Below are 25,472 nucleotides of genomic sequence, written 5' to 3' on the forward strand. Positions count from 1 at the left end.
CCGACACGCACGGCCACGCGTGCGAACGCACGACCCCGTCCGTCCCCGCACGACCCCCAGGAGGCCGCGATGCCGCGTGAACGACTCGACGAGCCCGGCCTCGGCCTGACCGGCACCACCTGGACCCGGGTGTCGCCGAAGCTCGTCTGGACCGAGCTGATCACGACCGTGGTCATCGGCGCCGTCGTCACCGCGGGCTGCGTCATCATCGGAGTCGTGAGCGGTGGCTTCGTCCGGCCCGCTGGCACCGTCTGGACCCTGGTCGCGATCGCCGTCGGCGTCGTCGCGATCGTCACCGCGGTCCTCACGCCCCGCCGGGTGCGTGCCATCGGCTACGCACTCCGCGACGACGACCTCGTGCTCCGTCGCGGCCTGATGTGGCAGCGCTTCACCGCGGTGCCGTACGGCCGGATGCAGCTCGTCGACGTGAACCGCGGTCCGCTCGACCGCGTGCTCGGCCTCAGCGAGCTCAAGTTCGTCACCGCTGCCGCGGCGACGAACGTCCGGATCCCCGGCATCCCGGCGACCGACGCCGACGCGCTGCGCGACCGCCTCGTCGAGCTCGCCGAGTCCCGGCGCGCCGGGCTCTAGGAAGCACCGTGACCTTCCGACCCGGACCGCCGCCGCCTGCACCGCCGCGGAAGGGCGACGCCGCCGCTGCCGCCCCGCTCACCGACGGCGAGTGGCACCGGCTGCACCCGCTGACGCCCCTGCTCAAGGGCGGCATCTTCCTCATCGTGGTCCTCGGCTACGTGCTGAACAGCCTGCGGGACCAGCTCGTCGAGTTCTTCATCCCGGGCAGCGGCCCGCAGGAGGACGGCGACCCGGTCCGCTACGTCTACGAACACGGCGTCGTCGGCTGGGTCCTGCTCGGCATCGTCGGGCTGCTCGTCGTGCTCATCGGCCTGTTCTGGCTGTCGTGGCGGATGCACGAGTTCCGGGTCACCGGCGAGATCGTCGAGGTCCGCTCCGGCGTGCTGTTCCGGACGAACCGGAAGGCCCGGCTCGACCGGATCCAGGGCATCAACATCTCGCGCCCGCTCGTCCCCCGCGTGTTCGGCACCGCCAAGCTCGAGATCGCGCAGGCCGGCAACGACGCGAACGTGCAGCTCGCCTACCTCGGGGTGAAGGCCGCCGACGACCTGCGGCAGCGCATCCTCGTGCTCGCCTCGGGGGCGCAGGACGACGAGCGGTCCGACCCGCGGGTCTCGCAGGGGATGCTGCAGGACCGCGTCGACGAGATCTTCTCGCCGGAGCTCGACCCGGCGGCGGTCCGGGCGACCCGCGTCGTGAAGGTGCACCCGGGGCGGCTCATCGCCTCGATGCTGCTCTCCGGCACGACCGTGTTCATCCTCGCCGCCATCGCCGCGATGGTCGTCTCCGTCGCCCTCACCGGCGAGTTCGGGATCCTGTTCGGCGTCTTCCCCGCGGTCCTCGGCGCCGGCGGGTACTACGTCCGGAAGTTCTCGCGGTCGCTGCAGTACACGATCGCCGACACCCGGGACGGCATCCGGATCGGCTTCGGCCTCGTGTCGACGTCGAACGAGACGCTGCCCCCGGGCCGTATCCACGCCGTGAGCGTCGCGCAGCCGCTGCTCTGGCGGCCGTTCGGCTGGTGGGACGTCCGCATCAACCGCGCGACGAACGCCCGCAACGGCGCCTCGAGCAACCAGCAGGTCTCGTCGATCGTGCTGCCCGTCGGCACCGCGGCCGACGTCCGCGAGGTGCTCGACATCATCCTGCCCGGCCTCGTCGGCACCGCGGTCGCCGGCCCGGCCGCGTCGGAGGAGCAGCTCCGGCAGGGCTCGGCCGAGGCGGTCGACGTCGTCGACGACAGCCTCACGACCACCGGGGACCGCGGCGGCTTCGTGCACTCGCCCGGTCGCGGCGCCTGGCTCCGACCGCTGTCGTTCCGCCGGAACGGGTACCGCTTCGTCCCCGGTGCCGTCCTGCTCCGCCTCGGTGCGGTGTGGTGGTCGCTCGTGGTCGTGCCGCTGCCGCGGGTGCAGAGCGTGAAGGTGTCGCAGGGGCCGCTGGAACGGGTGCTGCGCCTGGCGACCGTGCACGTGCAGACCGTCCAGGGTCCGGTGACGGCACGGATCGGCGCGATCGACGCGCTGGACGCGCAGCGGCTGTGGGCCGACGCGGCAGCGCGGGCGGTCGAGGCTGCCGCCGCCGACACGTCGCACCGGTGGCGCGAACGGGAGGCGCGGGGCGCGTCGGCCCCGTCGGCTCCCGTCCGGCAGACGGTCGGCGCCACCGCGTGGTCCGGGCCCGGCACCGCCAGGCCGGTCGCGACCGCGCCCGCCCCCGGCTCCTCCGCGCCGGTCGCGACGTCGTCCGCCGCCGGCGGCGACCCGGCGACCGACGGGCGCGACCGTGATCCGGGGGGTCGCACCGCGCCTCCCGGCCGACACGCGCACCGACCCGACGGCTGGACCGACGTGCCCGGCCCCGGAGCCGTCTCGTGAGGGCCGGACGACTCGGCGTCGGCGTGGTCGGCGCCGGGAAGGTCGGCCCGGTCCTCGGCGCCGCGCTCGCGAACGCCGAGCACGCCGTCGTCGGGGTGACCGCCGTGTCCGACGCTGGCCGTGACCGGGCCGAGGCGATGCTCCCCGGCGCGCCCGTCCTGGCGACCCCCGACCTCGTCGAGCGGAGCGAACTCGTGCTCCTCGCCGTGCCTGACGACCAGCTCGCCGGGCTCGTGCAGGGCCTCGCGGACGCCGGCATCTGGCAGCCCGGGCAGCTCGTCGTGCACACCAGCCCCGACCACGGCGTCGAGGTGCTCCGACCGGCCATGTCCGCCGGCGCGATCCCGCTCGCGATCCACCCCGCGATGGCCTTCACGGGTACGAGCGTCGACCTCGTCCGGCTCCGCGACGCGTACTGCGCCGTGACCGCCCCTGCGCCGGTGCTGCCCATCGCGCAGGCGCTCGTCGTCGAGATGGGGGCGGAGCCGTTCGTCGTCACCGAGCAGGACCGCCCGGCCTACGCGGACGCGGTGCGGGCGGCGGTGTCGTTCTCGACGGCCATCGTCGACCAGTCGGCGGGCACGCTGTCCGGCATCGGCGTGGAGCACCCGGGGCGGGTCCTCGGCGCGCTGGTCCGCTCCGCGGTGGACAACGCCCTCGCCGCGGCCGACGGCCAGGCCACGCTCTAGCCGGCCGTCCACAGGCGGCCCACGACGGGGTCCGGCGCCGGGTAGCATCTCCACATCCCCCACGACCCCATCGGAGCCGCACCAGCAATGAGCGAAGAGACCGCCGCCGACGTCCTGTCCGCCGAAGAGACCAGCGAGCAGCGACAGGTCCGGCTCGACAAGCGGGCGAAGCTCCTCGACGCGGGCATCGAGGCCTACCCGGCCGAGCTGCCGATCACCACGACGATCCCCGCGGTCCGCGCGCAGTACGCGCACCTCGAGACCGGCGAGGAGACGCAGGACGTCGTGGGCGTCGCGGGCCGCATCGTGTTCTCGCGCAACACCGGCAAGCTCTGCTTCGCGACCCTGCAGTCCGGCGACGGCGCACGCGTCCAGGCGATGGTCTCCCTCGCCGAGGTCGGCGACGAGTCCCTCGCGCGCTGGAAGGAGTTCGTCGACCTCGGCGACCACGTCTTCGTGCACGGCCGGGTCATCTCGTCGCGCCGCGGCGAGCTGTCGATCATGGTCGACGACTGGGCGATCGCGGCGAAGGCGATCCTGCCGCTGCCGAACCTGCACAACGAGCTGAACGAGGAGACGCGGGTCCGCCAGCGCTACCTCGACCTCATCGTGCGCGAGGAAGCGCGGGCGACCGTCCGGGCCCGCGCAGCGGTGATGTCCTCGCTCCGCCAGACCTTCACGGCGCACGAGTACCTCGAGGTCGAGACCCCGATGCTCCAGACGCAGCACGGCGGCGCCTCGGCGCGGCCCTTCGTCACGCACTCGAACGCCTTCGACACCGAGCTGTACCTCCGCATCGCGCCCGAGCTCTTCCTCAAGCGCGCGGTGGTCGGCGGCATCGACCGGGTGTTCGAGATCAACCGCAACTTCCGGAACGAGGGCGCGGACTCGTCGCACTCGCCGGAGTTCGCGATGGTCGAGGCCTACCAGGCGTACGGCAACTACGAGCAGATGGCGGACCTCACGCAGGAACTCGTGCAGAACGCCACGAAGGCCGTGACCGGCGGCTCGCTCGTCGTCACGCTGCCGGACGGGTCGGACTACGACCTCGGTGGCGACTGGGCGCGGATGGACATGTACGAGTCCCTCTCCGAGGCGTCGGGGCGCGAGATCACCCCGGAGACCCCGGTGTCCGAGCTGCAGGCGCTCGCCGAGGCCGAGGGCATCGAGGTCGCGCACGCCACCCACGGCAAGTACGTCGAGGAGCTCTGGGAGCACTTCAACTCGGACAAGCTCCACGCCCCGACGTTCGTGATGAACTTCCCGGTGGACACCTCGCCGCTCACCCGGCAGCACCGTACCCGTCCGGGCGTCGTCGAGAAGTGGGACCTCTACGTGCGGGGCTTCGAGCTCGCGACGGCGTACTCCGAGCTCGTCGACCCGGTCGTGCAGCGGGAGCGTTTCGTCGAGCAGGCCCGGCTCGCCGCGGGCGGGGACCCCGAGGCGATGCGCGTCGACGAGGAGTTCCTCCGCGCGCTCGAGCACGCGATGCCGCCGTCGGGCGGGATGGGCATGGGCGTCGACCGCCTGCTCATGGCGATCACCGGTCTCGGCATCCGCGAGACGATCCTCTTCCCCTTGGTCAAGTAGACCAACACCGCACGGGAGGCGCGGTGCCGGTCGGTCCTGCACCGCCCCTCCAGGCCGGTGCGGGTCCACCGCGCACATCCTGCCACCCGACGGCGCGGGTTAGGATGCTCCGGTGCCGCATGGAGTCGTGACCGGGATCATCTTCGCCCTGACGCCGACCGTCGTGGTCGGCCTCATCTTCTGGTTCGTGATGCGCGCCATCATGCGGGCGGACCGCACCGAGCGCTCCGCCTACGCGAAGGTCGAGGCCGAGGAGCGCGCCCGCTTCGAGCGCGAGCACGGCGTCCCCGCGCCGGCGCCGACCTCGGCGGAGTAGTCCGACACCACCCGTTCACCCGCGGCTGCCACGCTGCGGGCGTGATCCGTCCGACCGAACCAGCGGAGCCGTCGCGCGATCCGGCGGGTCCTGCCGCCGGCCCCGCCGGCGCCGACGGCCTTGCCGACCTCGACGCCGAGGACGCCTTCGGCCACCCGGCCGTCCCGGACCCGGCGCGCGACGACGCCGTGTGGCCGGACGGCGACGAGGACGACCTGGACGTCTGACCGTCCGACCACCGTCACCGCTCGTTCACCGGGGTGTCGCATCCCGCCGTCAGCATCGTCCCCATGTCCATCGCGCACATGTTCACGGGCCGCAGCCTCGTCGGCGACATCGAGAGCGAGTACGACGAGTTCGACCGTGACGCCGATCTCGAGGTCTCCAAGCGTCGCGAGGGGTGGCTCGAACCCTCCTGGTGAACCCCGTTCTCCCGTCCATCGGGGTACGGCGTCCGGATCGCACCGAACCGGAATGCCGTACCCCTTTTCGTTGTCCAGGGGGCGCGGTGACGCGGGGTACACCTTGCGACACCTGGTGGAAACACCATGGCAACACCGGAAACACGGCAGGAACCCCTTGCCTCCGGGCCTCCGGTCGCGGCAGACTGCTCCTGCGCCTGTACCCCGTGGGGGACGGTGTCGAGGGTGAATCACGGAGAAGCCTGAGAATCGATCCGATCGGTTTGTGGGGTACACCTCCGGACCGCTTTACTCGTCACCACCCCCCACCGAGGTCATCACCGTCGAACGCAGGGAGTCACCCATGACGATCACGACTGCAGCACCGAAGACGACGAGCACCACCGCCCGTCGCACCAAGAAGACCGCCGCCGCGAAGACCGCCGACGCACCCACTGCCACCACCACGCTCGACACCGAGGTCGAAGCCGACGAGCAGCTCGCCGGTGTGCGCGGCGCTTCGGTCGACCAGGTCGGCGACTACCTCCGCCACATCGGCCGGCTCGCCCTCCTCACCGCCGAGGAAGAGGCGGACATTGCCCGCCGCATCGAGGTCGGCCTCTTCGCCGAGGAGAAGCTGAACACCGAGACCGACATGCCGAAGAGCCTGCAGCGTGAACTGCGCTGGCTGGTCCGCGACGGTGAGCGCGCCAAGGAGCGCATGATCACGTCGAACCTGCGGCTCGTGGTCTCGATCGCCAAGCGCTACTCGCAGCGCGGCCTCCCCTTCATGGACGTCATCCAGGAGGGCAACCTCGGCCTCGTCCGCGCCGTCGAGAAGTTCGACTTCACGCAGGGCTACAAGTTCTCCACGTACGCCACGTGGTGGATCCGCCAGGCCATCTCGCGTGGCCTAGCCGACAAGGCACGCACGATCCGCATCCCGGTGCACACGGTCGAGCTCATCAACAAGATCTCGCGCACCGAGCGTGACCTGACGGTGGACCTCGGCCGCGCGCCGATGCCCGACGAGGTCGCCGCTGAGCTCAGCATGAGCGTCGAGGAGCTCGTCGACCTCAAGGGTCGTTCGCACGAGCCGGTGTCGATCCACACGGTCGTCGGCGACTCCGACGACAGCGAGCTCGGCGACTTCATCGAGGACGAGGACGCCGCGAGCCCCAACGAGCTCACCGAGACGACGCTCCTGCACCGCGACATCCGCTCCATCGTCGCCGAGCTGCCGAGCGACGAGGCGAACGTGATCCGCATGCGCTACGGCCTCGACGACGACAAGCCGATGACGCTCGACGAGATCTCGAAGATCGTGCACACGACCCGCCAGGCCGTCAGCCGGGTGGAGTCCCGTGCGAAGCTCCGCCTCTTCGCGAAGGCGGTCTCGCAGGACATGCAGCTGTACCTGACCGACTGACGTCGGCAGGAGACTTCGGTCGGCACGCTCGTGCCGACACGGGGAACCGGGTCGTCCTGTGGGAAGGCGGCTCGGTGGGGTGATGGGACGGCCCGTCCAGGCACTGCCTGGGCGGGCCATTCACATGCCCGGGCCCGTCACTGCTCGGCGTCGCGGTCGAGCCGCTGGCGCAGGTCCTGCGGGATGAGCTCGATCAGCTGGTCCGGCCGCACCGGCAGGTCGAGCAGGCTGAGCTTGACGCGACCCGTCCGGCCGTGCCGCTCCGCGTCGAGGCGGACCACGCTGCCGGCGTCCTTCCGGAGTCGCACGTCGATCTGCGCACCGGTGGCCACCTCGCCCACGACGAGACCGTCGACCTCGAGCGCCGCGCTCCGGGTGCCCTCGGCGATGTCGAACCGGTAGCGCTCGCGCGCTGCGAGCACCACCGAGCGGTCGATCCCGGCCATCGGCGCGACCGGCGTCACCACGGAGCCGGAGAGTGCGGGGGAGAGAACCGGGCCGCCCGCGGCGTAGTTGTACGCGGTGGACCCGGCGGGCGTCGCGGCGACGATGGCGTCCGCGCGGTAGTACCCGTACCCCAGCCCACCCACGCTGAGGTCCGCCGACACCTGCCCGGCACCGGGGCGTCGCACGACGGTGAGGTCGTTGAACGCCAGGTAGTCGGTGCGGGCGCCGCTCCAGGACAACCGGGCCTCGAGCGCGTGGTGCGGCTCCAGCTGGTAGTCGCCGGCGGACAGTCGTTCGAGCGCCGCTTCGAGTTCGGGCGGCTCGATCTCGACGAGGAACCCGACGTTGCCGTAGTTGACGCCGAGCACGGGCACCGGACGCTTCGCGACGAGCCGCATCGCGCCGAGCATGGTGCCGTCGCCGCCGAGTGCCACGACGAGGTCGACGCCGTCGATGAAGTCGTCGTCGCCGATGACGTCGATCATCCCGCCGAGGCGCTGGGCATCGGCCCGCCGGGCGACCAGCCGCCCGCGGCCGGAGGCGTTCCAGCGCTGCAGGGTCGTGACCGACTCCTGCACGTTCTTGGTGGGGTGGACGACGAGGCCGACGACGGGCTGCTCCATGTCCGGGATCGTACCGAGTCCCTCCCCAGAACCGCACTGTGCACGGGGCGCACAGGGGGTCACGCCCACGGCGAACAGGGGCAGACCACCGGGGGTGCGGTGGTTAGTCTCGATGTACGTCACCGGACTCCCACGGGTCCGGCAAGGGAGAGCACATGTTCGAGAGATTCACCGACCGAGCCCGTCGTGTTGTCGTCCTCGCTCAAGAAGAAGCGAAGATGCTCAACCACAACTACATCGGCACCGAGCACATCCTCCTCGGCCTCATCCACGAGGGCGAGGGCGTCGCCGCCAAGGCGCTGGAGTCGCTCGGCATCTCGCTCGATGCCGTCCGCGAGCAGGTCCAGGACATCATCGGGCAGGGCCAGCAGCAGCCGACCGGGCACATCCCGTTCACGCCGCGCGCCAAGAAGGTGCTCGAGCTGTCCCTGCGCGAGGCGCTGCAGCTCGGCCACAACTACATCGGGACCGAGCACATCCTGCTCGGCCTCATCCGCGAGGGCGAGGGCGTCGCCGCCCAGGTCCTCGTCAAGCTCGGCGCGGACCTGAACCGCGTCCGCCAGCAGGTCATCCAGCTCCTGTCCGGCTACCAGGGCAAGGAAGCGGTCGCCGTCGGCGGCGAGACGCAGCAGAACGCGCAGCAGGGTTCGCAGGTCCTCGACCAGTTCGGTCGCAACCTCACCCAGGCCGCCCGCGACGCCAAGCTCGACCCGGTGATCGGGCGCGAGAAGGAGATGGAGCGGGTCATGCAGATCCTCTCCCGTCGCTCCAAGAACAACCCCGTCCTGATCGGTGAGCCCGGCGTCGGCAAGACCGCCGTCGTCGAGGGCCTCGCCCAGGCGATCGTCAAGGGCGACGTGCCCGAGACGTTGAAGGACAAGCAGCTCTACTCGCTCGACCTCGGGTCGCTCATCGCCGGGTCCCGCTACCGCGGTGACTTCGAGGAGCGCCTCAAGAAGGTCACGAAGGAGATCCGCACCCGCGGCGACATCATCGTCTTCATCGACGAGATCCACACGCTCGTCGGTGCCGGTGCTGCCGAGGGCGCGATCGACGCCGCGTCGATCCTCAAGCCGCTCCTCGCCCGCGGTGAGCTCCAGACCATCGGTGCCACCACGCTCGACGAGTACCGCAAGCACTTCGAGAAGGACGCCGCACTCGAGCGTCGCTTCCAGCCGGTGCAGGTCAACGAGCCGTCGCTGCCGCACGCGATCAACATCCTCAAGGGCCTCCGCGACAAGTACGAGGCGTTCCACAAGGTGTCCATCACCGACGGTGCGATCGTCGCCGCGGCGAACCTCGCGGACCGCTACGTGCAGGACCGCTTCCTGCCCGACAAGGCCATCGACCTGATCGACGAGGCCGGCGCACGCCTCCGCCTGTCGATCCTGTCGGCACCGCCGGAGCTCCGCGAGTTCGACGAGAAGATCTCGACGGTCCGCGGGTCGAAGGAAGCCGCCATCGAGGAGCAGGACTTCGAGAAGGCCGCGAGCCTGCGCGACGAGGAGAAGAAGCTCCTCGGCGAGCGACTCCGCCTCGAGAAGCAGTGGCGTGCAGGTGACGTCGCCGCGTCCGGCACCGTCGACGAGGGCATCATCGCCGAGGTCCTGGCCCAGGCCACGGGCATCCCGGTGTTCAAGCTCACCGAAGAGGAGACCTCGCGTCTGGTCTTCATGGAGAAGGCACTGCACGAGCGCGTCATCGGTCAGGAGGAGGCCATCTCGGCCCTCTCGAAGACCATCCGCCGCACCCGTGCCGGTCTGAAGGACCCGAACCGCCCCTCGGGCTCGTTCATCTTCGCCGGCCCCACGGGCGTCGGGAAGACCGAGCTCGCCAAGGCCCTCGCCGAGTTCCTCTTCGACGACGAGGGTGCGCTGATCTCCCTCGACATGTCGGAGTTCGGTGAGAAGCACACCGTGTCGCGCCTGTTCGGTGCCCCTCCCGGGTTCGTCGGGTTCGAGGAGGGCGGCCAGCTCACCGAGAAGGTGCGCCGCAAGCCGTTCTCCGTGGTCCTGTTCGACGAGATCGAGAAGGCCCACCCGGACATCTTCAACTCGCTCCTGCAGGTCCTCGAAGAGGGTCGTCTGACCGATGGTCAGGGCCGCGTCGTCGACTTCAAGAACACCGTCATCATCATGACCACGAACCTCGGTTCGCAGGGCATCGCGGGTGGCCCGGTGGGCTTCCAGATCGAGGGTGACTCGGGCGTCGGCTACGACCGCATGCGCTCGAAGGTGAACGAGGAGCTGAAGAAGCACTTCAAGCCGGAGTTCCTGAACCGCGTCGACGACACGATCGTCTTCCCGCAGCTCTCGCAGTCCGAGCTGCTGCAGATCGTGGACCTCTTCGTGAAGCGCCTGTCGGACCGTCTGCTCGACCGCGACATGACGGTGGAGCTCACGCTCCCCGCCAAGGAGCAGCTCATCAAGGTCGGGTTCGACCCGGCACTCGGTGCGCGTCCGCTCCGCCGCGCGATGCAGCACGAGGTCGAGGACCAGCTGTCCGAGCACATCCTGCAGGGCGAGCTCAACGCCGGTGACCACGTGAAGGTCGACTTCGCCGACGGCGCGTTCCAGTTCGAGACCGGGCGTCAGCCGGGTCGCGAGGAGGTCCTCGCCGGAGCGCCGTCGCTCGAGAAGGCGCCGGAGGCGCCGACGGGCGAGATCGAGTCCTAGGACCCGACACGACACACGACGGGAGGCGCGGTGCCAGCTGGCACCGCGCCTCCCGTCCGTCGTCCACATGGATCTGCTGTGCGGCCTGTGGACACAGGACGCGCGTGGTGCACTCCGCCCCGTCCGCGGGGGTACGGTGATACGTGCGCGAGGGGTTCCCCCCAACACCTCGTGCACAGCGCTCGACCGGTTCCCCCCAACAGGTCGAGTCGCGCCGGCCCCGGTCTGCTTCGCAGCCCGGGGCCGTTGCCGTTCCTAGAGGGTGGCGGCGAAGTCGCGGACGGCCGACTCCCAGCGCTCCGGGTCCTCGTTCCACTCCAGGGTGTGCGGGGCGGTCCGGAACGTGACGACGGTCGCCGTGCTCTGCCGGGCGACCTCGGCCTCGGGCACGAGCGCGTCCGCGGTGGAGTGCACGAGCAGCACCGGAGTCGGGGACGTCCGCCACGACGTCACCGTCACGGGAGCCGGCGCGCCCGCCAGCCGGCAGAGTCCCGGGGTCGTGGCGATCCGAGCGGCGACCGAGCCGACGAACGACGGCAGGTGGGCGGCGCGGACTGCCCCGCGGAGCGCTGCCGCGACGTCGAGCAGCGGGGAGACCGCGACGATCCCGTCCACCGGGACCCGGGCAGCAGCGACCGAGCAGGCGAGCGCTCCGGCGGACCAGCCCTGCAGGACCACCCGGCGGGCACCGCGCGCCCGGGCGGCGCGGACGGCCTGCTCGATGCGGTCGACGGCGCCGGGGTCGAGCGAGCGCAGCGGCAGGTCGGTCGTGTCGAGGACCTCGGACGTCGCGCCGAGGGCACGCCAGACCCCGATGCCACGCAGCACCTGCCGCGGCCCGAGCGACTGCCCGTGCACGTGCACCACGTGCGTCTGGGCACCGGGTTCCGGTTCCGCGCCCGGGACGTCGTCGAGGCCGTCGTGCAGCAGGGCGTCCCACGTCCAGAGGCCGCTGTCCGCGCGGCGGTCGGCGCGGCGACGGACGACGTCGTCGGCGTCGGCGAGGACGTCGGTCACGCGGACGCGGGCGTCCTCTCGGCGCAGGTCGTACGTGCCCGGCAGGCGCGTGTCGCGCGTGTCGGTGAGCTCGACCTCGTCGTCCGTGGCCGATCGGACCGTGGCCGTCGCCCGGTACGGCGTCGGCATGACGAGCCGTCGTGCGACGAGGGCGCCGAGGCCGAGCGAGCCGGCCGCGCCGACCGCCGTCCCGATCGCCGTGCCGAGTCCGGTGGTGCGTGCGCCGGTCATGAGACCTCCCTGAGTCGTCCGGTGGTGAGCGTCGCGGCGGCGGGGACGTCCTGCCCGGCCTCCCGCGCGCGGTCCTCGACCTCGACGGACAGCCGGTGCAACCGGGCCCGCCACTGGCGACGCTGCCAGACGATGGTGAAGTACAGCCCCTCGTTGTGCGCGGCGGACTGCAGCCGGGCCAGTTCGGGTTCGAGGGAGCGGATGCGGCGGCGGGCGTCGCGCCACTCCCGGAGCTCGCGGACGGCGTCGGGCAGGACACCGCCGGCCGACCCGATCGCGAGCAGCGTCATCGCCGAGAGGAACACCGGGGCGTACAGGGCGCCGAGCACGCGCACGGCTCCGGTCGCGCCGGCGACGTGCACCGCGTCGAGCGCCACCGCGATGCCGGCGAGGAGCACCATCGCCGCAGCGCCCGCGACGAAGAACCAGTACATGCGGCCGAGGCCGTCGCCGCGGTGGAAGCTCCGCACTACCGCGATCGCCGAGCGGGCGATGACCAGGGCGATGTAGGTCATCTCCACCGCGGAGTAGAGCGCCGTCGGGAGCTGGTCGCCGTACTCGGCCATGAACGCCGCCGTGGGTCGGGGCGCGTCGATCAGCACGAACAGCACCACGAGGGCGACGAGCACCGCCGCGCAGCCGATGATCCGACTCGGGCGGAGCAGCCGGGCGGAGCGGGCGGCCGCCTCGACCGACTGTGCGAGCGCGAAGAGGCCGCAGACCATGAGGCACCGGCCGAGCAGGTCGGCCACGTTCGGCTCGTGCGTGACGACTGCGAGGAACCCCAGGACGGCGGGCTGGTTGATCGTCAACCCCACGGCGACGAAGGCGCAGCAAACCGTGAGCCACGCGACGCTCGACGACTGCGTCCGGACGAGCACGAGCCGGACGACGAGCACGGTCAGGAGGACCCAGACCGGCAGGGAACCCCAGACGTGCAGGGTCACCGGAAGATCCCGGACGGGCCGTCGGGATCGAGCAGGCCGATGCGCAGCGCGAGCTGGTCGGCGACGAGTTCCACCGTCTGCTCGTGCGGGGTGTCGAGCGACCGGGTGAACGCCGTCCGCCCGGTGAGCAGGCCGGTGTAGGCCTGGTGGTCGCACCCGTGGTCGTCGAGGAACACGTGCGCGACCTCGTGCAGCACACAGGCGACGCGCGAGCGCTCCGACAGGTCCGGCCGCGTCTCGAGCAGGGCGTGGTCGGTGCGTTGGATGAGCCGCGCCGACAGATCGCCGGGCAGCTCGGTGGTGCGGACCTCGATGCGCTTCCCCAGCACCGACTCCGCGCGGGCGAGCAGCTCGGGCAGCGTCAGTCGACGGGGGAGACCGAGCCGCTGCACCCGGCGTCGGGCCTCGCCCTGCCGGCGGAGGGCGCCGAACCGGTCCCGCAGGCCGCGGGGGCCGACCTCGACGGTCACCGGGTGCCGCCGTCGTCGAGCCCTCGGAGGTGCTCGGTGAAGTCGCGGATCTCAGCGGCGGAGGCGAACTCACCGAGGCGCCGGGTGGCGAACGCGACGACCTCGCGGCGCCGGAGCTCGAGGACGAGCTCGAGCTGCGCCTGCACGCGTTCCGGGACGTCGGTCGAGCCCGCTGCGTCGGTGAGGTACTCGGACGGGACGCCGAAGAACGCCGCGAGGGCCTCGAGCAAGCGCCGGTCGCGCACCGCCGGACCGTTGCCGCCGAGCATGTAGCCCCAGCGCGGACGGCTCAGCGTCGCGCCGTGTGCCTCGACCTCGGCGGCGATCTCCTTGTACGGCGGACGCTGCCCCGAGTTCGCCTCGACGACGTCCATGAGCAGCTGCAGCTTGCGCGACAGCTCCCGTCGGTGTGCGTCGTCGTCGTTGTACTCGATCACGTGGCCGCCCTTCACATCTGTCTCAGACATGGTAAAACTGAACCGGCGTCACGTCCGGTCGGAGACCACTCTGCCAGGACGAGCGCCGCGCGTCATGTCGGCATTTCGTGGGGGGATGCCGACCCGGCCGCACGACGGACGGGAGGCGCGGTGCCAGCTGGCACCGCGCCTCCCGTCCGGTCGTCGGTGGGGTCCTAGGCCTGGACCTCGCCTCGCCAACCCGGCTCGGTGGGCGCGTTCTCGACGCGCTCCTTGAAGTTCTGCAGGTCCTTCTTCACGGCGTGGCCTCCGACGCCCACGGCGGAGCCGAGCTTCTCGAGGAAGCCGGACGGCTCCCAGTCGATCTGCGCGGTGACGCGGGTCTCGGTGTCCGAGAGCTTGTGGAACGTGACGACACCGGCGTGGTCGGTCTCGCCGTCCTTGACGGTCCAGGCGACACGCTCGTCGGGGTGCTGCTCCGTGATGACGGCGCGGAACTCACGCTCCTGGCCGGCGACCTTGACGGTCCAGTCGGTGGTCTTGTCGTCCACCTGGACGATCTTCTCGACCTCGTCGAGGAAGGTCGGGAACTCCTCGAATCGGGTCCACTGGTCGTAGGCCTGGCGGACGGGGACGTTGACGTCGACGGTTTCGATGATCTGCGGCATGGGTCGGACGGTAGGCCGATGCGCCTGGACGGGTTCCAGGTGCGTGTCCCCCTGGCGCTGCGGCAGGGGGGCGTCGCCGGTGGTCGTCGGCTGCGGCAGGGGGGCGTCGCCGACGGTCATCCGCTGCGGGCGTCGCACTAGTGTGGGGACGATGACTGGACAGCACGGGAAGCACGCGTTCGACGAACGGGACGAACACGGCATCCTCGTCCGACCGGCCCTCGCCTCGGACGTGCCGCACATCCAGCGGCTCATCGCACCGTACGTCGATCGACGCATCCTGCTCGGCAAGGAGAACGTCGCGCTCTACGGCTCGATCCAGCAGTTCCGGATCGCCGAGGGGCCGGACGGCACGCCGATCGGCTGCGGCGCCCTCGCGGTCTTCTGGGACGACATCGCCGAGGTCCGCACCCTCGCGCTCGACGAACAGTGGATCCACAAGCGCGTCGGACACCGCCTGCTCGAAGGACTCGAACACGACGCTCGCGCGCTCGGGATCGCCCGGATCTTCTGCCTCACCTTCGAGGTCGACTTCTTCGCCAAGCACGGGTACCTCGAGATCGGCGAGAGCGTCGTGTCGCCCGACGTCTACGCGGAGCTCGTCCGGTCGTCCGACGAAGGGGTCGCGGAGTTCCTCGACCTCGCCCGGGTCAAGCCGAACACCCTCGGCAACACCCGCATGCTGAAGATCCTCTGACCCTTTCCGCCGGTGCTCGGCGGGGTACCCGGGTCAGGCGCGCCCCGCTGTCTACCCTGACCGCATGTCGTCGTTCCGTCACCCCGTCGGCCCCGAGCAGCCGAGCGTCTACTGGCGCCGCCGAGCGATCGTCATCGGCGTGCTGCTGCTCGTCGTCGTGGTGGTCGTGCTGATCGTCGTCGGGCGGGGGAGTGCGGCGACGCCGGGGGCTGCCGGGTCGTCGGCGCCGGCGGTTGGTGCTTCCGGGACTCCTGGCGCGTCGTCGTCCGCTGCGCCTGGTGTGTCCTCCGCCGGTGCGCCGTCGTCTGCCGCGTCGCCCCGAGCGACGCCGTCCGGCGGTGCGTCGGCCTCGGCCGGCGCCGGTGCTGGTGGGTCTGGTTCGTCCGCGGACGGTGCGACCTGCTCGAAGGACCAGATCGAACTGACTCCCGTCCTCGACAAGAGCTCCTACGGCCCCACCGAGGACCCGAAGATCGCGATGTCGATCACCAACAGCGGCTCGTCGTCGTGCCACATGGACCTCGGGTCCGCGCAGCAGGTGCTCACGATCAGCTCCGGCGAGGAGCAGTACTGGAGCTCGAAGGACTGCCAGACCGGCGGCACGAACCAGGACGTCACGATCAAGGCCGGGCAGACCCTGACCACGCCGTCGATCGAGTGGGACCGGACGCGGTCGTCGAAGGCCACGTGCGACAGCTCGCGGGCGTCGGTGACGGCCGGGGGTGCGAGCTACCACCTGTCGGTCGGGGTGGGGAACCTCGAGTCGACGAAGTCGGTGCAGTTCATCCTCGAGTAGCGGGGCTGGGGCTGGCGCTCACGGTGGCGCTGGCGTGGGGGCGGCGCTGGCGCCAGCGCTCGCGGTGCCGGAACCAGGTTCCGGACACAGCACCGCGCTTCTCCGCGGTTTTGTGTCCGTTCCACGGTGCTGGCGCGCCCTCGGACACCGGAGATCCGGAGATGCAGAACGGGCCCGCCGTCCGAAGACGACGAGCCCGTTCGAGCTGAGGGTGATCAGCCGAGGACGGTGATGTTCTCCGCCTGCGGGCCCTTACGGCCTTCGGTGATCTCGAACTCCACCTTCTGGTTCTCCTCCAGCGACTTGTAGCCGTTGCCGGCGATCGCGGAGAAGTGGGCGAAGACGTCAGCGCTGCCGTCGTCCGGCGCAATGAAGCCGAAGCCCTTTTCGTTGTTGAACCACTTGACGGTTCCAGTTGCCATGATGGCGTTCCTTGTCTTTCTTGCCAGGCGACGTACGTTGCCTGTCTTGCGAAGCGGCACTTGCTGCCGCCGATCCGCCGACGGATGCCGTCAGATCGTTGCGCGCCGCGGGCATGGGCCGGCGGAACGGGTTTCGGGGCCAGGCGGCCGGGGAAGGCCAGTGACCGATGGCGCTCGAGGTGCTGGGCACCGGAAGAACGATGGACTCCCGCCGAAGCGGTTGCCTCCAACTTACCGTGTCCTGGCCACAAGGGAAGAGCCGAGTCGCCGAACTGTGCACCGATCTGGTGAACTGGGGGTGATGGCAGACAAGGAACAGCGCTTCCGGAGCGAACAGCTCGAGGAGGCCCTCGCGCAGCAGGACGTCGCCGCGGTGGCGTTCGCGCTCCGCAACGACATCGTGATCGTCCCCCGGCTCGTGACCGGCAAGAAGGACATGCAGGTCCGGGTGTTCGGCCGCGAAGGCTCCGACAAGCGCATCCTGCTGCTGTTCTCGTCGGCGGACGCCTACACGGCGATGGTGCCGGACGAGAAGATCCGGCAGGTCATGGTCTACGACGGGCCGCGGCTCGAGGAGTTCCTCGCCGCGCACCTCGACTCGCTCGAGGGTGTGTTCTTCGACATCGCCGGCCCGCACACGATGCAGGCGACGCCGGCTGACCTGTTGGCCGCATTGCGCGCCTAGCGGACGAGCGCGTCGGTCTTCATCGGCGCGTCGGACCTTGGCGCGGTGTCGGCCTGTCTCGATCTCTCGGGCCGTCTCAGGACGTCGGCCGGCGGTGCTGCGTCGGGGCGGCGCCGGCCTGGAGGCGCGGCTCGCCTCCGGCAGGCACGCGTCAGAACGCGCGGTCCAGCTCCCGCTCGCGTTCCGACGTCGCGAGCGAGAACGCGACGCGCAACGCCTCGCGCAGATGCTCGGCATCCGCCCCGAGGACGGTCGTGAATCCGAGGCGCCCCGCTTCGGCAACCCGCTGCTTCGCACCGGTCGCGGGGCGGATCTCGCCCGCGAGGCTGATCTCACCGACGGCGGCGAGGGTGTGCGGGTACGGCCGGTCTCGTGCTGCGCTCGCCAGGGCCAGCGCGATCGCGAGGTCGGCGCCCGGTTCGGTGAGCTTCATCCCGCCCACGGTCGACACGTAGACGTCGGCATCGGAGAGCTTCAGGCCTGCTCGCCGTTCGAGGACCGCGAGCAGCATCGCGACGCGCGAGGAGTCGACGCCGTTCACGACTCGGCGCGGCTGTGGGGCCGAGCTCGGGACCACGAGGGCCTGCACCTCGACGGGGAGCGCCCGCCGTCCTTCGAGCGCGACGGTGACGCACGTGCCGGACACCGGCGCGTTGTTCTTCGACATGAACAGGCCGCTCGGGTCGGGGACCTCGTGGATGCCGTCGCCGGCCATGTCGAAGCAGCCGACCTCGTCGGTCGGACCGAAGCGGTTCTTGAGCGCTCGCACGAAGCGGAGCGCGGTCTGTCGATCGCCCTCGAAGTGGCAGACGACGTCGACCAGGTGTTCGAGCAACCGTGGACCGGCGATCGTGCCGTCCTTCGTGACGTGGCCGACGATGAGCACCGGGAGTGCGCGGTCCTTCGCGACCCGGATGAGCGTCGAGGCGACCTCGCGCACCTGGGACGTACCACCCGCGATGCCGTCGATCGAACTCGACGAGATGGTCTGGACCGAGTCGGCGATGAGGAGGTCGGGCCCGACCTGGTCGATCTGCCCGAGGATCACGCCGAGGTCGACCTCGCTCGCGAGGTAGAGGTCATCGTGCATCGCGCCGGTGCGCTCGGCGCGGAGCCGGACCTGGTCGACCGACTCTTCGGCGCTGACGTAGAGCACGCGCTTGCCCATGGCGGCTGCACGCGACGCGACCTCGAGCAGCAGGGTCGACTTGCCGACGCCGGGCTCACCGGACAGGAGCACGGCCGCGCCGGGCACGACGCCGCCGCCGAGGACGCGGTCGAACTCGCCGATGCCGGTCTGCCAGCGCTGGACCGCGGTGCCCCGGGCCTCGGTGATCGGCCGGGCGATCCGGTTGCCCGTGACCGCGACGGCCGACGTGCCCCGAGTGCTCGCCGTGGCCGCGGAGGAGTCCTCCACCGTGCCCCAGGACTGGCACTCGCCGCAGCGACCGACCCACTTGATGCTGGTCCACCCGCACTCCGTGCAGCGGAAGAGGGACTGGGTGCGCGCCATGACGTCAGGCTAGGCCGAGCGGCCGACATCACCCGCGTGATCGGTCGCGCCGTCGGGCAGCGGGACCGAGCCCGTCATCCGGTGGCGGAGTCGGTCGATCCGACCCGGGCGTGCGGCTTGGTCGAGCACCTCGGCACCCTCGAGGTCCTGCTCGGCGCGAGCACTCGCGACCGCCCCGGCGCCCGCGCCCAGCTCCTCGGCCTCGCGCTTGGACAGGTACTGGCGGATCGCGGCGACCGTGTCGACGCGGGCGTCCACAGCGGGCTCGAACGCGCTGGCCCAGATCTCGTACCCGCGGTCGTTCGGGTGGAACAGGTCGCCGTAGCTGTTGAAGAACGTGCGGCGGAGCCCGACGCGCTTCGTGATCGTGTGCAGCGGAGCGACCGTCAGGCCGAACTCGGCGGCGACGCGGTGCACGATCTCGTTCGCGACCGCCACCTTGCGCTCCCGGTCCGGCACGAACATGCACGGCAGTTCCGCGACGATCGCGTGCGAGGGCACCGCGCCGTAGATCGCGCGCAGGTTCCGCTCGAACTTGTCGGGGTGGAAGTCGGCGATGTCGTTCGCCCCGATCGACACGGTGCAGACGTCGGGTGTGTAGTGCTGCAGCCGCGGGAGCTGGTCCTTCTTCGCGCCCCACGTCGTCGAGCCGGACACGCTGAGGTTCACCACCCGGACCGACATCCGCGAGCGGTGCCGGATACGTCGCGCGAGCAGGCCGACGTAGCCGCGGTGCGGTTCCGACGCTCCGACGCCCTGCGCCGCCGAGTCGCCGATCGCGAGGTACGTGATCTGCCCCTCGTGCTGGAGCCGTTCGCGCCACCAGTCGGCATGCACGGGGAGCATGTCGACGACGCGTCTCGCCGCTGCCCGTTGACCGCGGACGCCCGCCCGGGCGCCGAAGGCCCCTCCGCCGAGGACGACGGCGCCGCCGATGACCGAGGTGAGCAGTGCGATGAGGGTGCGGGACTTCATGCCGTGCACGGTACGCGGGCTGGTGCGACGGACGGTCACCGCCTGCTGAGCTGGGGAGCGGGCAGTGGACCGGGCCGCCTGTGGAGGGGAGGCTGGTGCCGGTGGTGCGACGCGCCTCCCGGATCGTGTAAACTCTTTCCCGGTACCGTGTCCGAGCGGCCGAAGGATCATGTCTCGAAAACATGTGTGGGGGCAACTCCACCGTGGGTTCAAATCCCACCGGTACCGCCAGCGGGCCGTTTGCGAATCAGAGCAAATCTGTTTGCGAATCTCAGCCCCATAGAAGAGCCCCCAGCATCCGCTGGGGGCTCTTCTTGTTGTCACGTGTTGCCGCGGTTGGGTTACGGCTTCGGCGGGGTGCCGACGGTCGGGACCTTCTTGGCGTTGCGGCGGTAGTTGGACCAGCCGTTGCGGTCGCGGCTTCGGACCTTCTTCTCGACGGGCTTGGCCTTCTTCGGCTAGCAGCTGCACCGCACCGCCCGCAAACAGCAGATAGTCGGCGGGCCCGAACGCTGGCTCACCCGAACTGAGCTTCGCATCGAACGGAGGAGCCAGTGTCAGCAGAACAACCTCGACACCGACGAACGTCACCAGCGCCCACTTGCGCACCCAGCGCCACCCGACGTAGACCTCGCGGTACTCGCGCAACCGTCGAGCTTGGCGCTCGAGATCGGCCTCCAGCAATCGTTTCTCATCGCCTTCGGGAAGTCCGGACGCGATGGCGATATCTCCTCGGAGGCGGCGAGCCCAACGTACCGGCGGGTCGTACAGCGGCAGCACACCGAAGAGCAGCGTCGCAGCTGCCGCGGGGGTCACCAACCACCGAACTATATCCACGCAGCTCATCCTCCCCCGTCCCTCCGACTAGACCGCGAACCGGCTCGGTCAGAAGCCCGCCCTCTTCCAGCTATGTGCCGCCCCATGGCCGCCACGTCGGGGCGCCCCTCCGCGTTCCCCGCGCAGCTCTCTCGGCGGCGCTTCATCTCTGCTTCCTCGCCGATGCTCGGCCCAGCGGTGAGCGGCTCCCGCTCATCAGCAGTCGACATCACCGCAGTGGCGCTGACTTGTCGGAGGTTCGCCGCATAGTAGCCTTGCGAATCAGTACGAGCCGTTAGCGCATCACGCTCGCCTCCGAACGAGTTCGAGGGTGGCAGGAGCGCAGCAGACGTGGCAGGAGCCGTATCATCGAACATCTCTCAGAGGTCGCGAAGATCTTGGACGGCGCCGTACGTCACGACTCCGCGCAGGCCGTCAGCTACGCCACATTGCTCGTCGACAAGCTGCAAGCTGCCGGAGAGCACCGGCAGGCAAAGGTGCTGCGGAATGTCTTGAGCAAGTCCTCTGCGCGCGCTGTGGGTGGGGCTCATGCGAGCGCCCCACCATTCGACCGCGACTCCAAGCATGCGACCGTGAACGTCGAACACCCGCTCCGGTCGGATCTGCGCCCGATCATCATCGACGCCGCCGGCTCCGAGAACCTCAACGGATTCCTCAGCGCCATCCGCGAGCGGGATCGTCTGGCGGCTTATGGCATCGACATCCCAGCCCGGCTCCTCTTGCACGGCCCTCCGGGAACCGGCAAGACCTCCATGGCTCGAGCAGTAGCCGCCGAGCTCGAGCTGCCGCTGGTGACTACCCGCAGCGACGCCTTGGTGTCCTCGCTACTCGGGCAGACGGCGCGGAACATCAGAGACGTCTTCGACTACGCATCGCGTCAGCCCTGCGTGCTGTTCCTGGACGAGTTCGACGCCCTGGCGAAGAATCGGGCGGACGCGCGGGAAGTTGGGGAGCTGCAGCGCGTCGTCATCGCCTTGCTCGAGAACCTCGACGCTTTCGACACCAGCAGCGTGCTCGTCGGCGCGACCAACCACCCTCAGCTTCTCGATCCGGCAGTGTGGCGTCGATTCGCAACGACGATCGAGACGGTGTTGCCAGGCCCGGCGCAGCGTGAAGCGTTGTGGAAGCAGTCGCTGCACATGATCGCCGTCGACGAGGACGACTTTGCCGTGCTTGCGCGGCACTCGGCTGGGATGTCTGGAGCCACGATCCGCACCGTAGCAATGGACGTTGCCCGCACTGAAGTGCTCGCGATGACCCCAAAACTGAGGCTTCCACACGCCATGCGTAAGCTGGCACAATTCCAAGGACTCGGCGTCGCTGACGGAGTTGGGGATGAAGTGCGGATGCTTCGCAACCTGGACGCCGCAGTTTTCACGCACCGCAACATCAGTGACGTGCTGGGCATCAGCACCCGGCAGGTCATCAAGCATTTGAAGGAGGACGATGCCCGAGCGACGTCCAGCGCTCCTGCTGCCGTACGCGGAGCGTGAGCTTCGACCTCGACGTGTCAGCGGACGGACGGCAGACCCGCTCGTGCCAGTTGACCAAGCGCTTCGGCTTCGTCTGCAATCCGCGATTGGCGCCGCGGCGCGGGTTGCTGACGAGCAGCAGGCGAGTGCAGCATCTCCGCTCCCGATTCGACTGAGGCTCCGACCTCGCGCGCTCGCAAAGACAAAGCGGCCGTACTCGTTACTTGCCGACTTCGACCTCACTCCGATCGGTGCAACGACTCCCGGCACGCTGATCCTCCCGGGAACCGCGCGTCGACTAGAGGGATTGGCAGCGCGCATTGGACGGGCGCGCTCCCAGGTAGACATCTTCAGCATCTCCACGATTGATGAGATTGCGCCGTGGGACGTCGTTCACGATGCTTTCGGAGCCGAAACACGCGAGGACGCGGAGGAGCTTCTGCGCGTAGCGGCGCGGGATGAGCGTGCGCTTCGAGTGACGTTTTTCCCCTGGGTCGCTGACCGGTTCGCGCCCCACTCTGGCGATGCTGGGTCGGCGCGGCCGGCGCTCCCAGCGGGCGGGACAGTCGAAGAGCTTGTCGCATTCTTCCGTGAAGAGTTCGCCCTTGACGTGGTTGTCCCTCGCCTGCTGCAGGGGCAGCCCACGGTGTATCTGCGGGCTGGGCAGGCGCCTTCGCTGGAGGTGTTTGACCAGATGCGAGGCATCCGAACCGTTGCGCTTTCCCCGGAGTACTCGCCGTTCGATGATCAGACCCCGCAGATTGGCTACGCGGCGCATCACCTCGCCGACCACACCACCGTGGAGGTCCCAAGCACGGAGGACCCGGTCGTGGGCGTGCTCGACTCCGGTGTTTCAAGTCCGTGGTTAGAGCCGGGCGTTGCGGGGCGTTCCACTTCAGTCGCCGCCGCCGATGCCGATCCGTGGCACGGCACCTTCGTCGCTGGCCTGCTCATGGCCGGCGCACAGCTCAACGGTGATGCCTTGCCCTCGGATGTGGCACGTGTGTACGACGCGCATGTTCTGCCTCGCGGAACAATCGACGAAGGGGAACTGTACGAACGTGTCCGAGAGGCAGTCCTTTCCGCTGCCGACGTCAAGGTGTGGAATTGCTCGTTCGCAAGCCACGAGGAAGCGGACACCGAGTACGGCTCGTTCGCCCGGCAACTTGACGCCCTTTCGGATGAGGCCGGCGTGCTGTTCGTCCAAGCGGCCGGTAACTTCGGCGGCACAGTCCGCGAGTGGCCGCCCTGTCCGGGCAAGCAGTACCGAGACGGCCTGGCAAGCCCGGCAGAGGCGCTCCGCTCACTCACCGTGGGAGCACGCGCGCACAAGGGCGGCATCGTCCCGGAGGGTGCCCCAGCGTCCTACTCCCGCCGAGGGCCGAACTTCGCCGATCTGACGAAGCCAGAAGTGAGTCACGCCGGCGGCGATCGCGACGCCGCGGAACTCCTCGGCGGATTCGGGCTCCTGTCGCTCATCCCGACCGGGCACGTCGCGGAGTCCGTCGGTACCTCGTTCGCCGCACCAGCGGTGAGCGCCATCGCAGCGAACCTCTGGGCGCAACTCGAAGACGGTGCAGCGACGGAGCCCACCGCTGAACTCGTCAAGGGCTTGATCGTCCACTCGGCGTTCACGAACAGCTCCTCGGATCCCCTCGTCGGGCAAAGTGGCCAGTTCCGGCAGTACCACGGTTGGGGAACGCCGTCGCCGACACTCGATATCCTCGCCAACGAGCAGCACAGCCTCACCACTGTGCACCGAGTGTTGATGACGCCCGGCGTCAACTGGTACAAGCGACCCTTTCCCGTGCCGCCGCCTCTACTCGGCGCGGACGGAAAGTTCAGCGGGGAAGTGATCGTGACAATCAGTTACGCACCCCCGCTCAAGGTTGCGTTCGGCGCTGAAGCCATTCGCTACGACATCAGTGGAAGCTTTGGCGCGTTCCGCTTCGATGACGACGGAACGGAACAGTTCAAGCAACTCACGCGACCAGGACGGGCGCTCTCGAATTGGGAGGCACAGCAGAAGGCGGACGGAAAGTGGGCGCCGGTCAAGACACAGCGTGCGATCCACCCGTCCGGTGTCGCGGGTGGCGATTGGGCGCTCCGGCTTGAGATGACCGAACGCATGACGAACGAGATACAGCAGCAGCAGCAGGTATATGTCATTGTGACGTTCAAGTCCCTCGATCCGGCGGTTGATATCTACACGCCCGGCGTCGAGGCGTTCGAGCGCGTCAATATCGAGCATCGAGAACTCATCCGCAGCGCACAAATTCGGGTGGACGCCGCCTCAAGCTGACGGCACGAGGGAGCCCGCGGCCTGTGTAAGACTGAGAACCATGATCGAGGTGTCGCCAACGCAGGCGCGGCTGGTGACCCTGCACCGCATCTTCCGGCCGTCCTCACCCACCCATGACGCCAACCTCTTCCGCGGCCGTCGCCGCGAGATCGAGAAAGTCCTCGACGCGGCGTCACAAGACGGACGGCACGTCATCGTCTACGGGGAACGAGGGGTAGGAAAAACCTCCCTGTCCTACATCGTCCGCGAGATGTTCCAACAGACCCGGCCGGCAATCGCTGTCCGAGTTCAATGCTCACAGGGCGACACGTTCGGTAGCGTTTGGCGGACATTTGCTCGCGAACTTCGCCGTGCGACGCGAACCATGGATCCCGCTGCGCAGCGGTCGTTGGAAGCGGCCGTGCACGAAGTGGAACTCGCGCTGGAGTATCCGGACCCGTCAGAACCTGGACCACGGGAGGTCGCTGCGGCCGTCGAGAAGCTGTCTCAGCAGGTACCCCTGATGATCATCATCGATGAGTTCGACCGGTTGCAGGGTGGTGACCCGACGGTCCCGTTCTCGGATCTGATCAAGCAGCTCTCGGATGGGCTCGTGCCGGCGACACTCGTGCTCATCGGAGTCGCGGATGACATCACGCAACTCCTTGACGGGCATCAGTCGCTGAGTAGAAATCTCTTGCAGGTCGCAATGCCGCGAATGAGCATGGGCGAACTTGCGGCAATTGTGCTCGGCGGATATAGCGCCTATTCCGAAATCATGGGCGAAAAGCTGCAATGTGACCGTGATACGGCGCAGGCTATTGCCCGCATCTCCGATGGTTTCCCGTACTACACGCACCTGCTTGCCGGCGCGGCAGGCGCTGTCGCTATTCGCGCAGGGGACGACAGCATTACGCGGCGGACGGTTTTTGGCGCTCTGGTCCACGCTGTTGACGACGCCGATCATGCAATCCGGTCGAACTACACAGCTGCCGTCACCGGACGTGCTGACGCGCGGATCGGCCCGACGCTCCTTGCCTGCGCGCTGGCCGGCGCGGATGACCTGGGGTTGTTCTCGTCCACCGACGTCGCTCGCGCGCTGAGCGCCGTGCTCGGTGAACCGCGAAACGCTGGACACGTGAACAACCACTTACGACGGTTCGCCAGCGAGGGCATCGACGTCCTCGAGGAGCGTCGACTCGGAGAACGTCGTATCCGTTACCGGTTCCGCGACCCGATGATGAAGCCGTTCGTCGTCATCAAGGGTCTTGAAGACCAACTTATCCCGGAGACTTTTTAGGGACACGCCGCTACCCCGGTAGCGCGCCTCGCGCGCATCCCGTAGAATCTTAGAACCGCGAAGAGCGCGCGACGGCGCGCGGCGCATACAGTATTCCGACATGC

The 25,472-nt window shown here is 69.5% G+C and carries 24 protein-coding genes and 1 tRNA gene; 16 read left to right on the forward strand and 9 right to left on the reverse strand.

From position 1 onward, the window contains the following. Positions 1 to 69 precede the first annotated feature (69 nt). From ACY3FI_RS00820 to ACY3FI_RS00855, 8 genes are all read left to right on the forward strand, one after another. Positions 70 to 591, forward strand: coding sequence for a PH domain-containing protein (locus tag ACY3FI_RS00820; protein ID WP_462548822.1), 522 nt, complete (start codon positions 70 to 72; stop codon positions 589 to 591). 8 nt (positions 592 to 599) lie between these two features. Next, complete coding sequence (locus ACY3FI_RS00825) at positions 600 to 2,471, forward strand: PH domain-containing protein (protein ID WP_462548823.1); 1,872 nt, start codon at positions 600 to 602, stop codon at positions 2,469 to 2,471. Next, positions 2,468 to 3,160, forward strand: a complete 693-nt coding sequence (locus ACY3FI_RS00830) for a Rossmann-like and DUF2520 domain-containing protein (protein WP_462548824.1) — start codon at positions 2,468 to 2,470, stop codon at positions 3,158 to 3,160. Before ACY3FI_RS00825 ends, ACY3FI_RS00830 begins: the two co-directional genes overlap by 4 nt. An 87-nt stretch (positions 3,161 to 3,247) precedes the next feature. Next, a complete protein-coding gene (gene lysS / locus ACY3FI_RS00835) occupies positions 3,248 to 4,750 on the forward strand; it encodes a lysine--tRNA ligase (RefSeq protein ID WP_462548825.1) in 1,503 nt (500 codons plus the stop codon). A gap of 112 nt (positions 4,751 to 4,862) precedes the next feature. Beyond that, entirely contained in the window at positions 4,863 to 5,066 is a 204-nt protein-coding gene (locus ACY3FI_RS00840) for a hypothetical protein (protein ID WP_462548826.1), read from the forward strand. A gap of 41 nt (positions 5,067 to 5,107) precedes the next feature. Then, entirely contained in the window at positions 5,108 to 5,293 is a 186-nt protein-coding gene (locus ACY3FI_RS00845; RefSeq protein WP_462548827.1) for a hypothetical protein, read from the forward strand. Positions 5,294 to 5,356: 63 nt separating this feature from the next. Continuing rightward, positions 5,357 to 5,488 (forward strand): hypothetical protein, encoded by a 132-nt coding sequence (locus tag ACY3FI_RS00850; protein ID WP_462548828.1) that lies wholly within the window; start codon positions 5,357 to 5,359, stop codon positions 5,486 to 5,488. Positions 5,489 to 5,831: 343 nt separating this feature from the next. Next, entirely contained in the window at positions 5,832 to 6,896 is a 1,065-nt protein-coding gene (locus ACY3FI_RS00855; RefSeq protein ID WP_462548829.1) for a sigma-70 family RNA polymerase sigma factor, read from the forward strand. Between the two features lie 137 nt (positions 6,897 to 7,033). Here ACY3FI_RS00855 and ACY3FI_RS00860 read toward each other — a convergent pair whose 3' ends face one another. Further along, positions 7,034 to 7,966 (reverse strand): NAD(+)/NADH kinase, encoded by a 933-nt coding sequence (locus tag ACY3FI_RS00860; protein ID WP_462548830.1) that lies wholly within the window; start codon positions 7,964 to 7,966, stop codon positions 7,034 to 7,036. Between the two features lie 155 nt (positions 7,967 to 8,121). On the opposite strand from ACY3FI_RS00860, the gene ACY3FI_RS00865 reads away from it, so the two are divergent. Next, complete coding sequence (locus ACY3FI_RS00865; RefSeq protein ID WP_462548831.1) at positions 8,122 to 10,641, forward strand: ATP-dependent Clp protease ATP-binding subunit; 2,520 nt, start codon at positions 8,122 to 8,124, stop codon at positions 10,639 to 10,641. Positions 10,642 to 10,896: 255 nt separating this feature from the next. On the opposite strand, the gene ACY3FI_RS00870 is transcribed toward ACY3FI_RS00865, so the two are convergent. From ACY3FI_RS00870 to ACY3FI_RS00890, 5 genes are all read right to left on the reverse strand, one after another. After that, positions 10,897 to 11,889 (reverse strand): alpha/beta hydrolase family protein, encoded by a 993-nt coding sequence (locus ACY3FI_RS00870; protein ID WP_462548832.1) that lies wholly within the window; start codon positions 11,887 to 11,889, stop codon positions 10,897 to 10,899. Beyond that, positions 11,886 to 12,836 (reverse strand): hypothetical protein, encoded by a 951-nt coding sequence (locus ACY3FI_RS00875; RefSeq protein ID WP_462548833.1) that lies wholly within the window; start codon positions 12,834 to 12,836, stop codon positions 11,886 to 11,888. The genes ACY3FI_RS00870 and ACY3FI_RS00875 overlap by 4 nt, the downstream gene beginning before the upstream one ends. Beyond that, positions 12,833 to 13,306 carry a hypothetical protein gene (locus tag ACY3FI_RS00880; protein WP_462548834.1) on the reverse strand — a complete coding sequence of 158 codons (474 nt, stop codon included), beginning with the start codon at positions 13,304 to 13,306 and terminating at the stop codon, positions 12,833 to 12,835. Before ACY3FI_RS00880 ends, ACY3FI_RS00875 begins: the two co-directional genes overlap by 4 nt. Further along, entirely contained in the window at positions 13,303 to 13,773 is a 471-nt protein-coding gene (locus tag ACY3FI_RS00885) for a hypothetical protein (RefSeq protein WP_462548835.1), read from the reverse strand. The genes ACY3FI_RS00880 and ACY3FI_RS00885 overlap by 4 nt, the downstream gene beginning before the upstream one ends. Positions 13,774 to 13,937: 164 nt before the next feature. Then, a complete protein-coding gene (locus ACY3FI_RS00890; protein ID WP_462548836.1) occupies positions 13,938 to 14,390 on the reverse strand; it encodes an SRPBCC family protein in 453 nt (150 codons plus the stop codon). A 151-nt stretch (positions 14,391 to 14,541) separates the two neighbouring features. Here ACY3FI_RS00890 and ACY3FI_RS00895 point away from each other — a divergent pair, with 151 nt between their 5' ends. Both ACY3FI_RS00895 and ACY3FI_RS00900 read left to right on the forward strand, forming a co-directional pair. Further along, positions 14,542 to 15,087, forward strand: a complete 546-nt coding sequence (locus tag ACY3FI_RS00895) for an amino-acid N-acetyltransferase (RefSeq protein ID WP_462548837.1) — start codon at positions 14,542 to 14,544, stop codon at positions 15,085 to 15,087. 64 nt (positions 15,088 to 15,151) lie between these two features. Continuing rightward, positions 15,152 to 15,883: a hypothetical protein gene (locus tag ACY3FI_RS00900; protein WP_462548838.1), complete on the forward strand. Its 732-nt coding sequence runs from the start codon at positions 15,152 to 15,154 to the stop codon at positions 15,881 to 15,883. 215 nt (positions 15,884 to 16,098) lie between these two features. Here ACY3FI_RS00900 and cspE read toward each other — a convergent pair whose 3' ends face one another. Next, complete coding sequence (gene cspE / locus ACY3FI_RS00905; RefSeq protein ID WP_462548839.1) at positions 16,099 to 16,305, reverse strand: transcription antiterminator/RNA stability regulator CspE; 207 nt, start codon at positions 16,303 to 16,305, stop codon at positions 16,099 to 16,101. A 301-nt stretch (positions 16,306 to 16,606) separates the two neighbouring features. Here cspE and ACY3FI_RS00910 point away from each other — a divergent pair, with 301 nt between their 5' ends. Further along, positions 16,607 to 16,990 carry an SseB family protein gene (locus tag ACY3FI_RS00910; RefSeq protein WP_462548840.1) on the forward strand — a complete coding sequence of 128 codons (384 nt, stop codon included), beginning with the start codon at positions 16,607 to 16,609 and terminating at the stop codon, positions 16,988 to 16,990. Between the two features lie 151 nt (positions 16,991 to 17,141). Here the strand turns inward: ACY3FI_RS00910 and radA are convergent, their stop codons facing one another. After that, a complete protein-coding gene (gene radA, locus ACY3FI_RS00915; protein ID WP_462548841.1) occupies positions 17,142 to 18,503 on the reverse strand; it encodes a DNA repair protein RadA in 1,362 nt (453 codons plus the stop codon). Positions 18,504 to 18,512: 9 nt separating this feature from the next. Further along, a complete protein-coding gene (locus ACY3FI_RS00920; protein WP_462548842.1) occupies positions 18,513 to 19,478 on the reverse strand; it encodes an SGNH/GDSL hydrolase family protein in 966 nt (321 codons plus the stop codon). Between the two features lie 141 nt (positions 19,479 to 19,619). Between ACY3FI_RS00920 and ACY3FI_RS00925 the strand changes: the two genes are divergently transcribed. From ACY3FI_RS00925 to ACY3FI_RS00940, 4 genes are all read left to right on the forward strand, one after another. After that, positions 19,620 to 19,709 (forward strand) — tRNA-Ser (locus ACY3FI_RS00925). A 1,178-nt stretch (positions 19,710 to 20,887) separates the two neighbouring features. Then, positions 20,888 to 21,808 carry an AAA family ATPase gene (locus ACY3FI_RS00930; RefSeq protein WP_462548843.1) on the forward strand — a complete coding sequence of 307 codons (921 nt, stop codon included), beginning with the start codon at positions 20,888 to 20,890 and terminating at the stop codon, positions 21,806 to 21,808. Between the two features lie 286 nt (positions 21,809 to 22,094). Further along, positions 22,095 to 24,089, forward strand: a complete 1,995-nt coding sequence (locus tag ACY3FI_RS00935) for a S8 family peptidase (protein WP_462548844.1) — start codon at positions 22,095 to 22,097, stop codon at positions 24,087 to 24,089. A 40-nt stretch (positions 24,090 to 24,129) separates the two neighbouring features. Next, on the forward strand, positions 24,130 to 25,368 hold the full coding sequence (locus ACY3FI_RS00940; protein WP_462548845.1) for an AAA family ATPase: 1,239 nt from the start codon (positions 24,130 to 24,132) through the stop codon (positions 25,366 to 25,368). The last annotated feature ends 104 nt before the right edge of the window (positions 25,369 to 25,472 follow it).

It is taken from the genome of Curtobacterium sp. RM9 (assembly GCF_054956955.1).

Coding starts and splice junctions, on each gene's coding strand:
- ACY3FI_RS00820 (WP_462548822.1), top strand. CDS start 70: ATGCCGCGTGAACGACTCGACGAGCCCGGCCTCGGCCTGACCGGCACC.
- lysS (WP_462548825.1), top strand. CDS start 3,248: ATGAGCGAAGAGACCGCCGCCGACGTCCTGTCCGCCGAAGAGACCAGC.
- ACY3FI_RS00850 (WP_462548828.1), top strand. CDS start 5,357: ATGTCCATCGCGCACATGTTCACGGGCCGCAGCCTCGTCGGCGACATC.
- ACY3FI_RS00855 (WP_462548829.1), top strand. CDS start 5,832: ATGACGATCACGACTGCAGCACCGAAGACGACGAGCACCACCGCCCGT.
- ACY3FI_RS00860 (WP_462548830.1), bottom strand. CDS start 7,966: ATGGAGCAGCCCGTCGTCGGCCTCGTCGTCCACCCCACCAAGAACGTG.
- ACY3FI_RS00865 (WP_462548831.1), top strand. CDS start 8,122: ATGTTCGAGAGATTCACCGACCGAGCCCGTCGTGTTGTCGTCCTCGCT.
- ACY3FI_RS00870 (WP_462548832.1), bottom strand. CDS start 11,889: ATGACCGGCGCACGCACCACCGGACTCGGCACGGCGATCGGGACGGCG.
- ACY3FI_RS00885 (WP_462548835.1), bottom strand. CDS start 13,773: ATGTCTGAGACAGATGTGAAGGGCGGCCACGTGATCGAGTACAACGAC.
- ACY3FI_RS00890 (WP_462548836.1), bottom strand. CDS start 14,390: ATGCCGCAGATCATCGAAACCGTCGACGTCAACGTCCCCGTCCGCCAG.
- ACY3FI_RS00895 (WP_462548837.1), top strand. CDS start 14,542: ATGACTGGACAGCACGGGAAGCACGCGTTCGACGAACGGGACGAACAC.
- ACY3FI_RS00900 (WP_462548838.1), top strand. CDS start 15,152: ATGTCGTCGTTCCGTCACCCCGTCGGCCCCGAGCAGCCGAGCGTCTAC.
- cspE (WP_462548839.1), bottom strand. CDS start 16,305: ATGGCAACTGGAACCGTCAAGTGGTTCAACAACGAAAAGGGCTTCGGC.
- ACY3FI_RS00910 (WP_462548840.1), top strand. CDS start 16,607: ATGGCAGACAAGGAACAGCGCTTCCGGAGCGAACAGCTCGAGGAGGCC.
- radA (WP_462548841.1), bottom strand. CDS start 18,503: ATGGCGCGCACCCAGTCCCTCTTCCGCTGCACGGAGTGCGGGTGGACC.
- ACY3FI_RS00920 (WP_462548842.1), bottom strand. CDS start 19,478: ATGAAGTCCCGCACCCTCATCGCACTGCTCACCTCGGTCATCGGCGGC.
- ACY3FI_RS00940 (WP_462548845.1), top strand. CDS start 24,130: ATGATCGAGGTGTCGCCAACGCAGGCGCGGCTGGTGACCCTGCACCGC.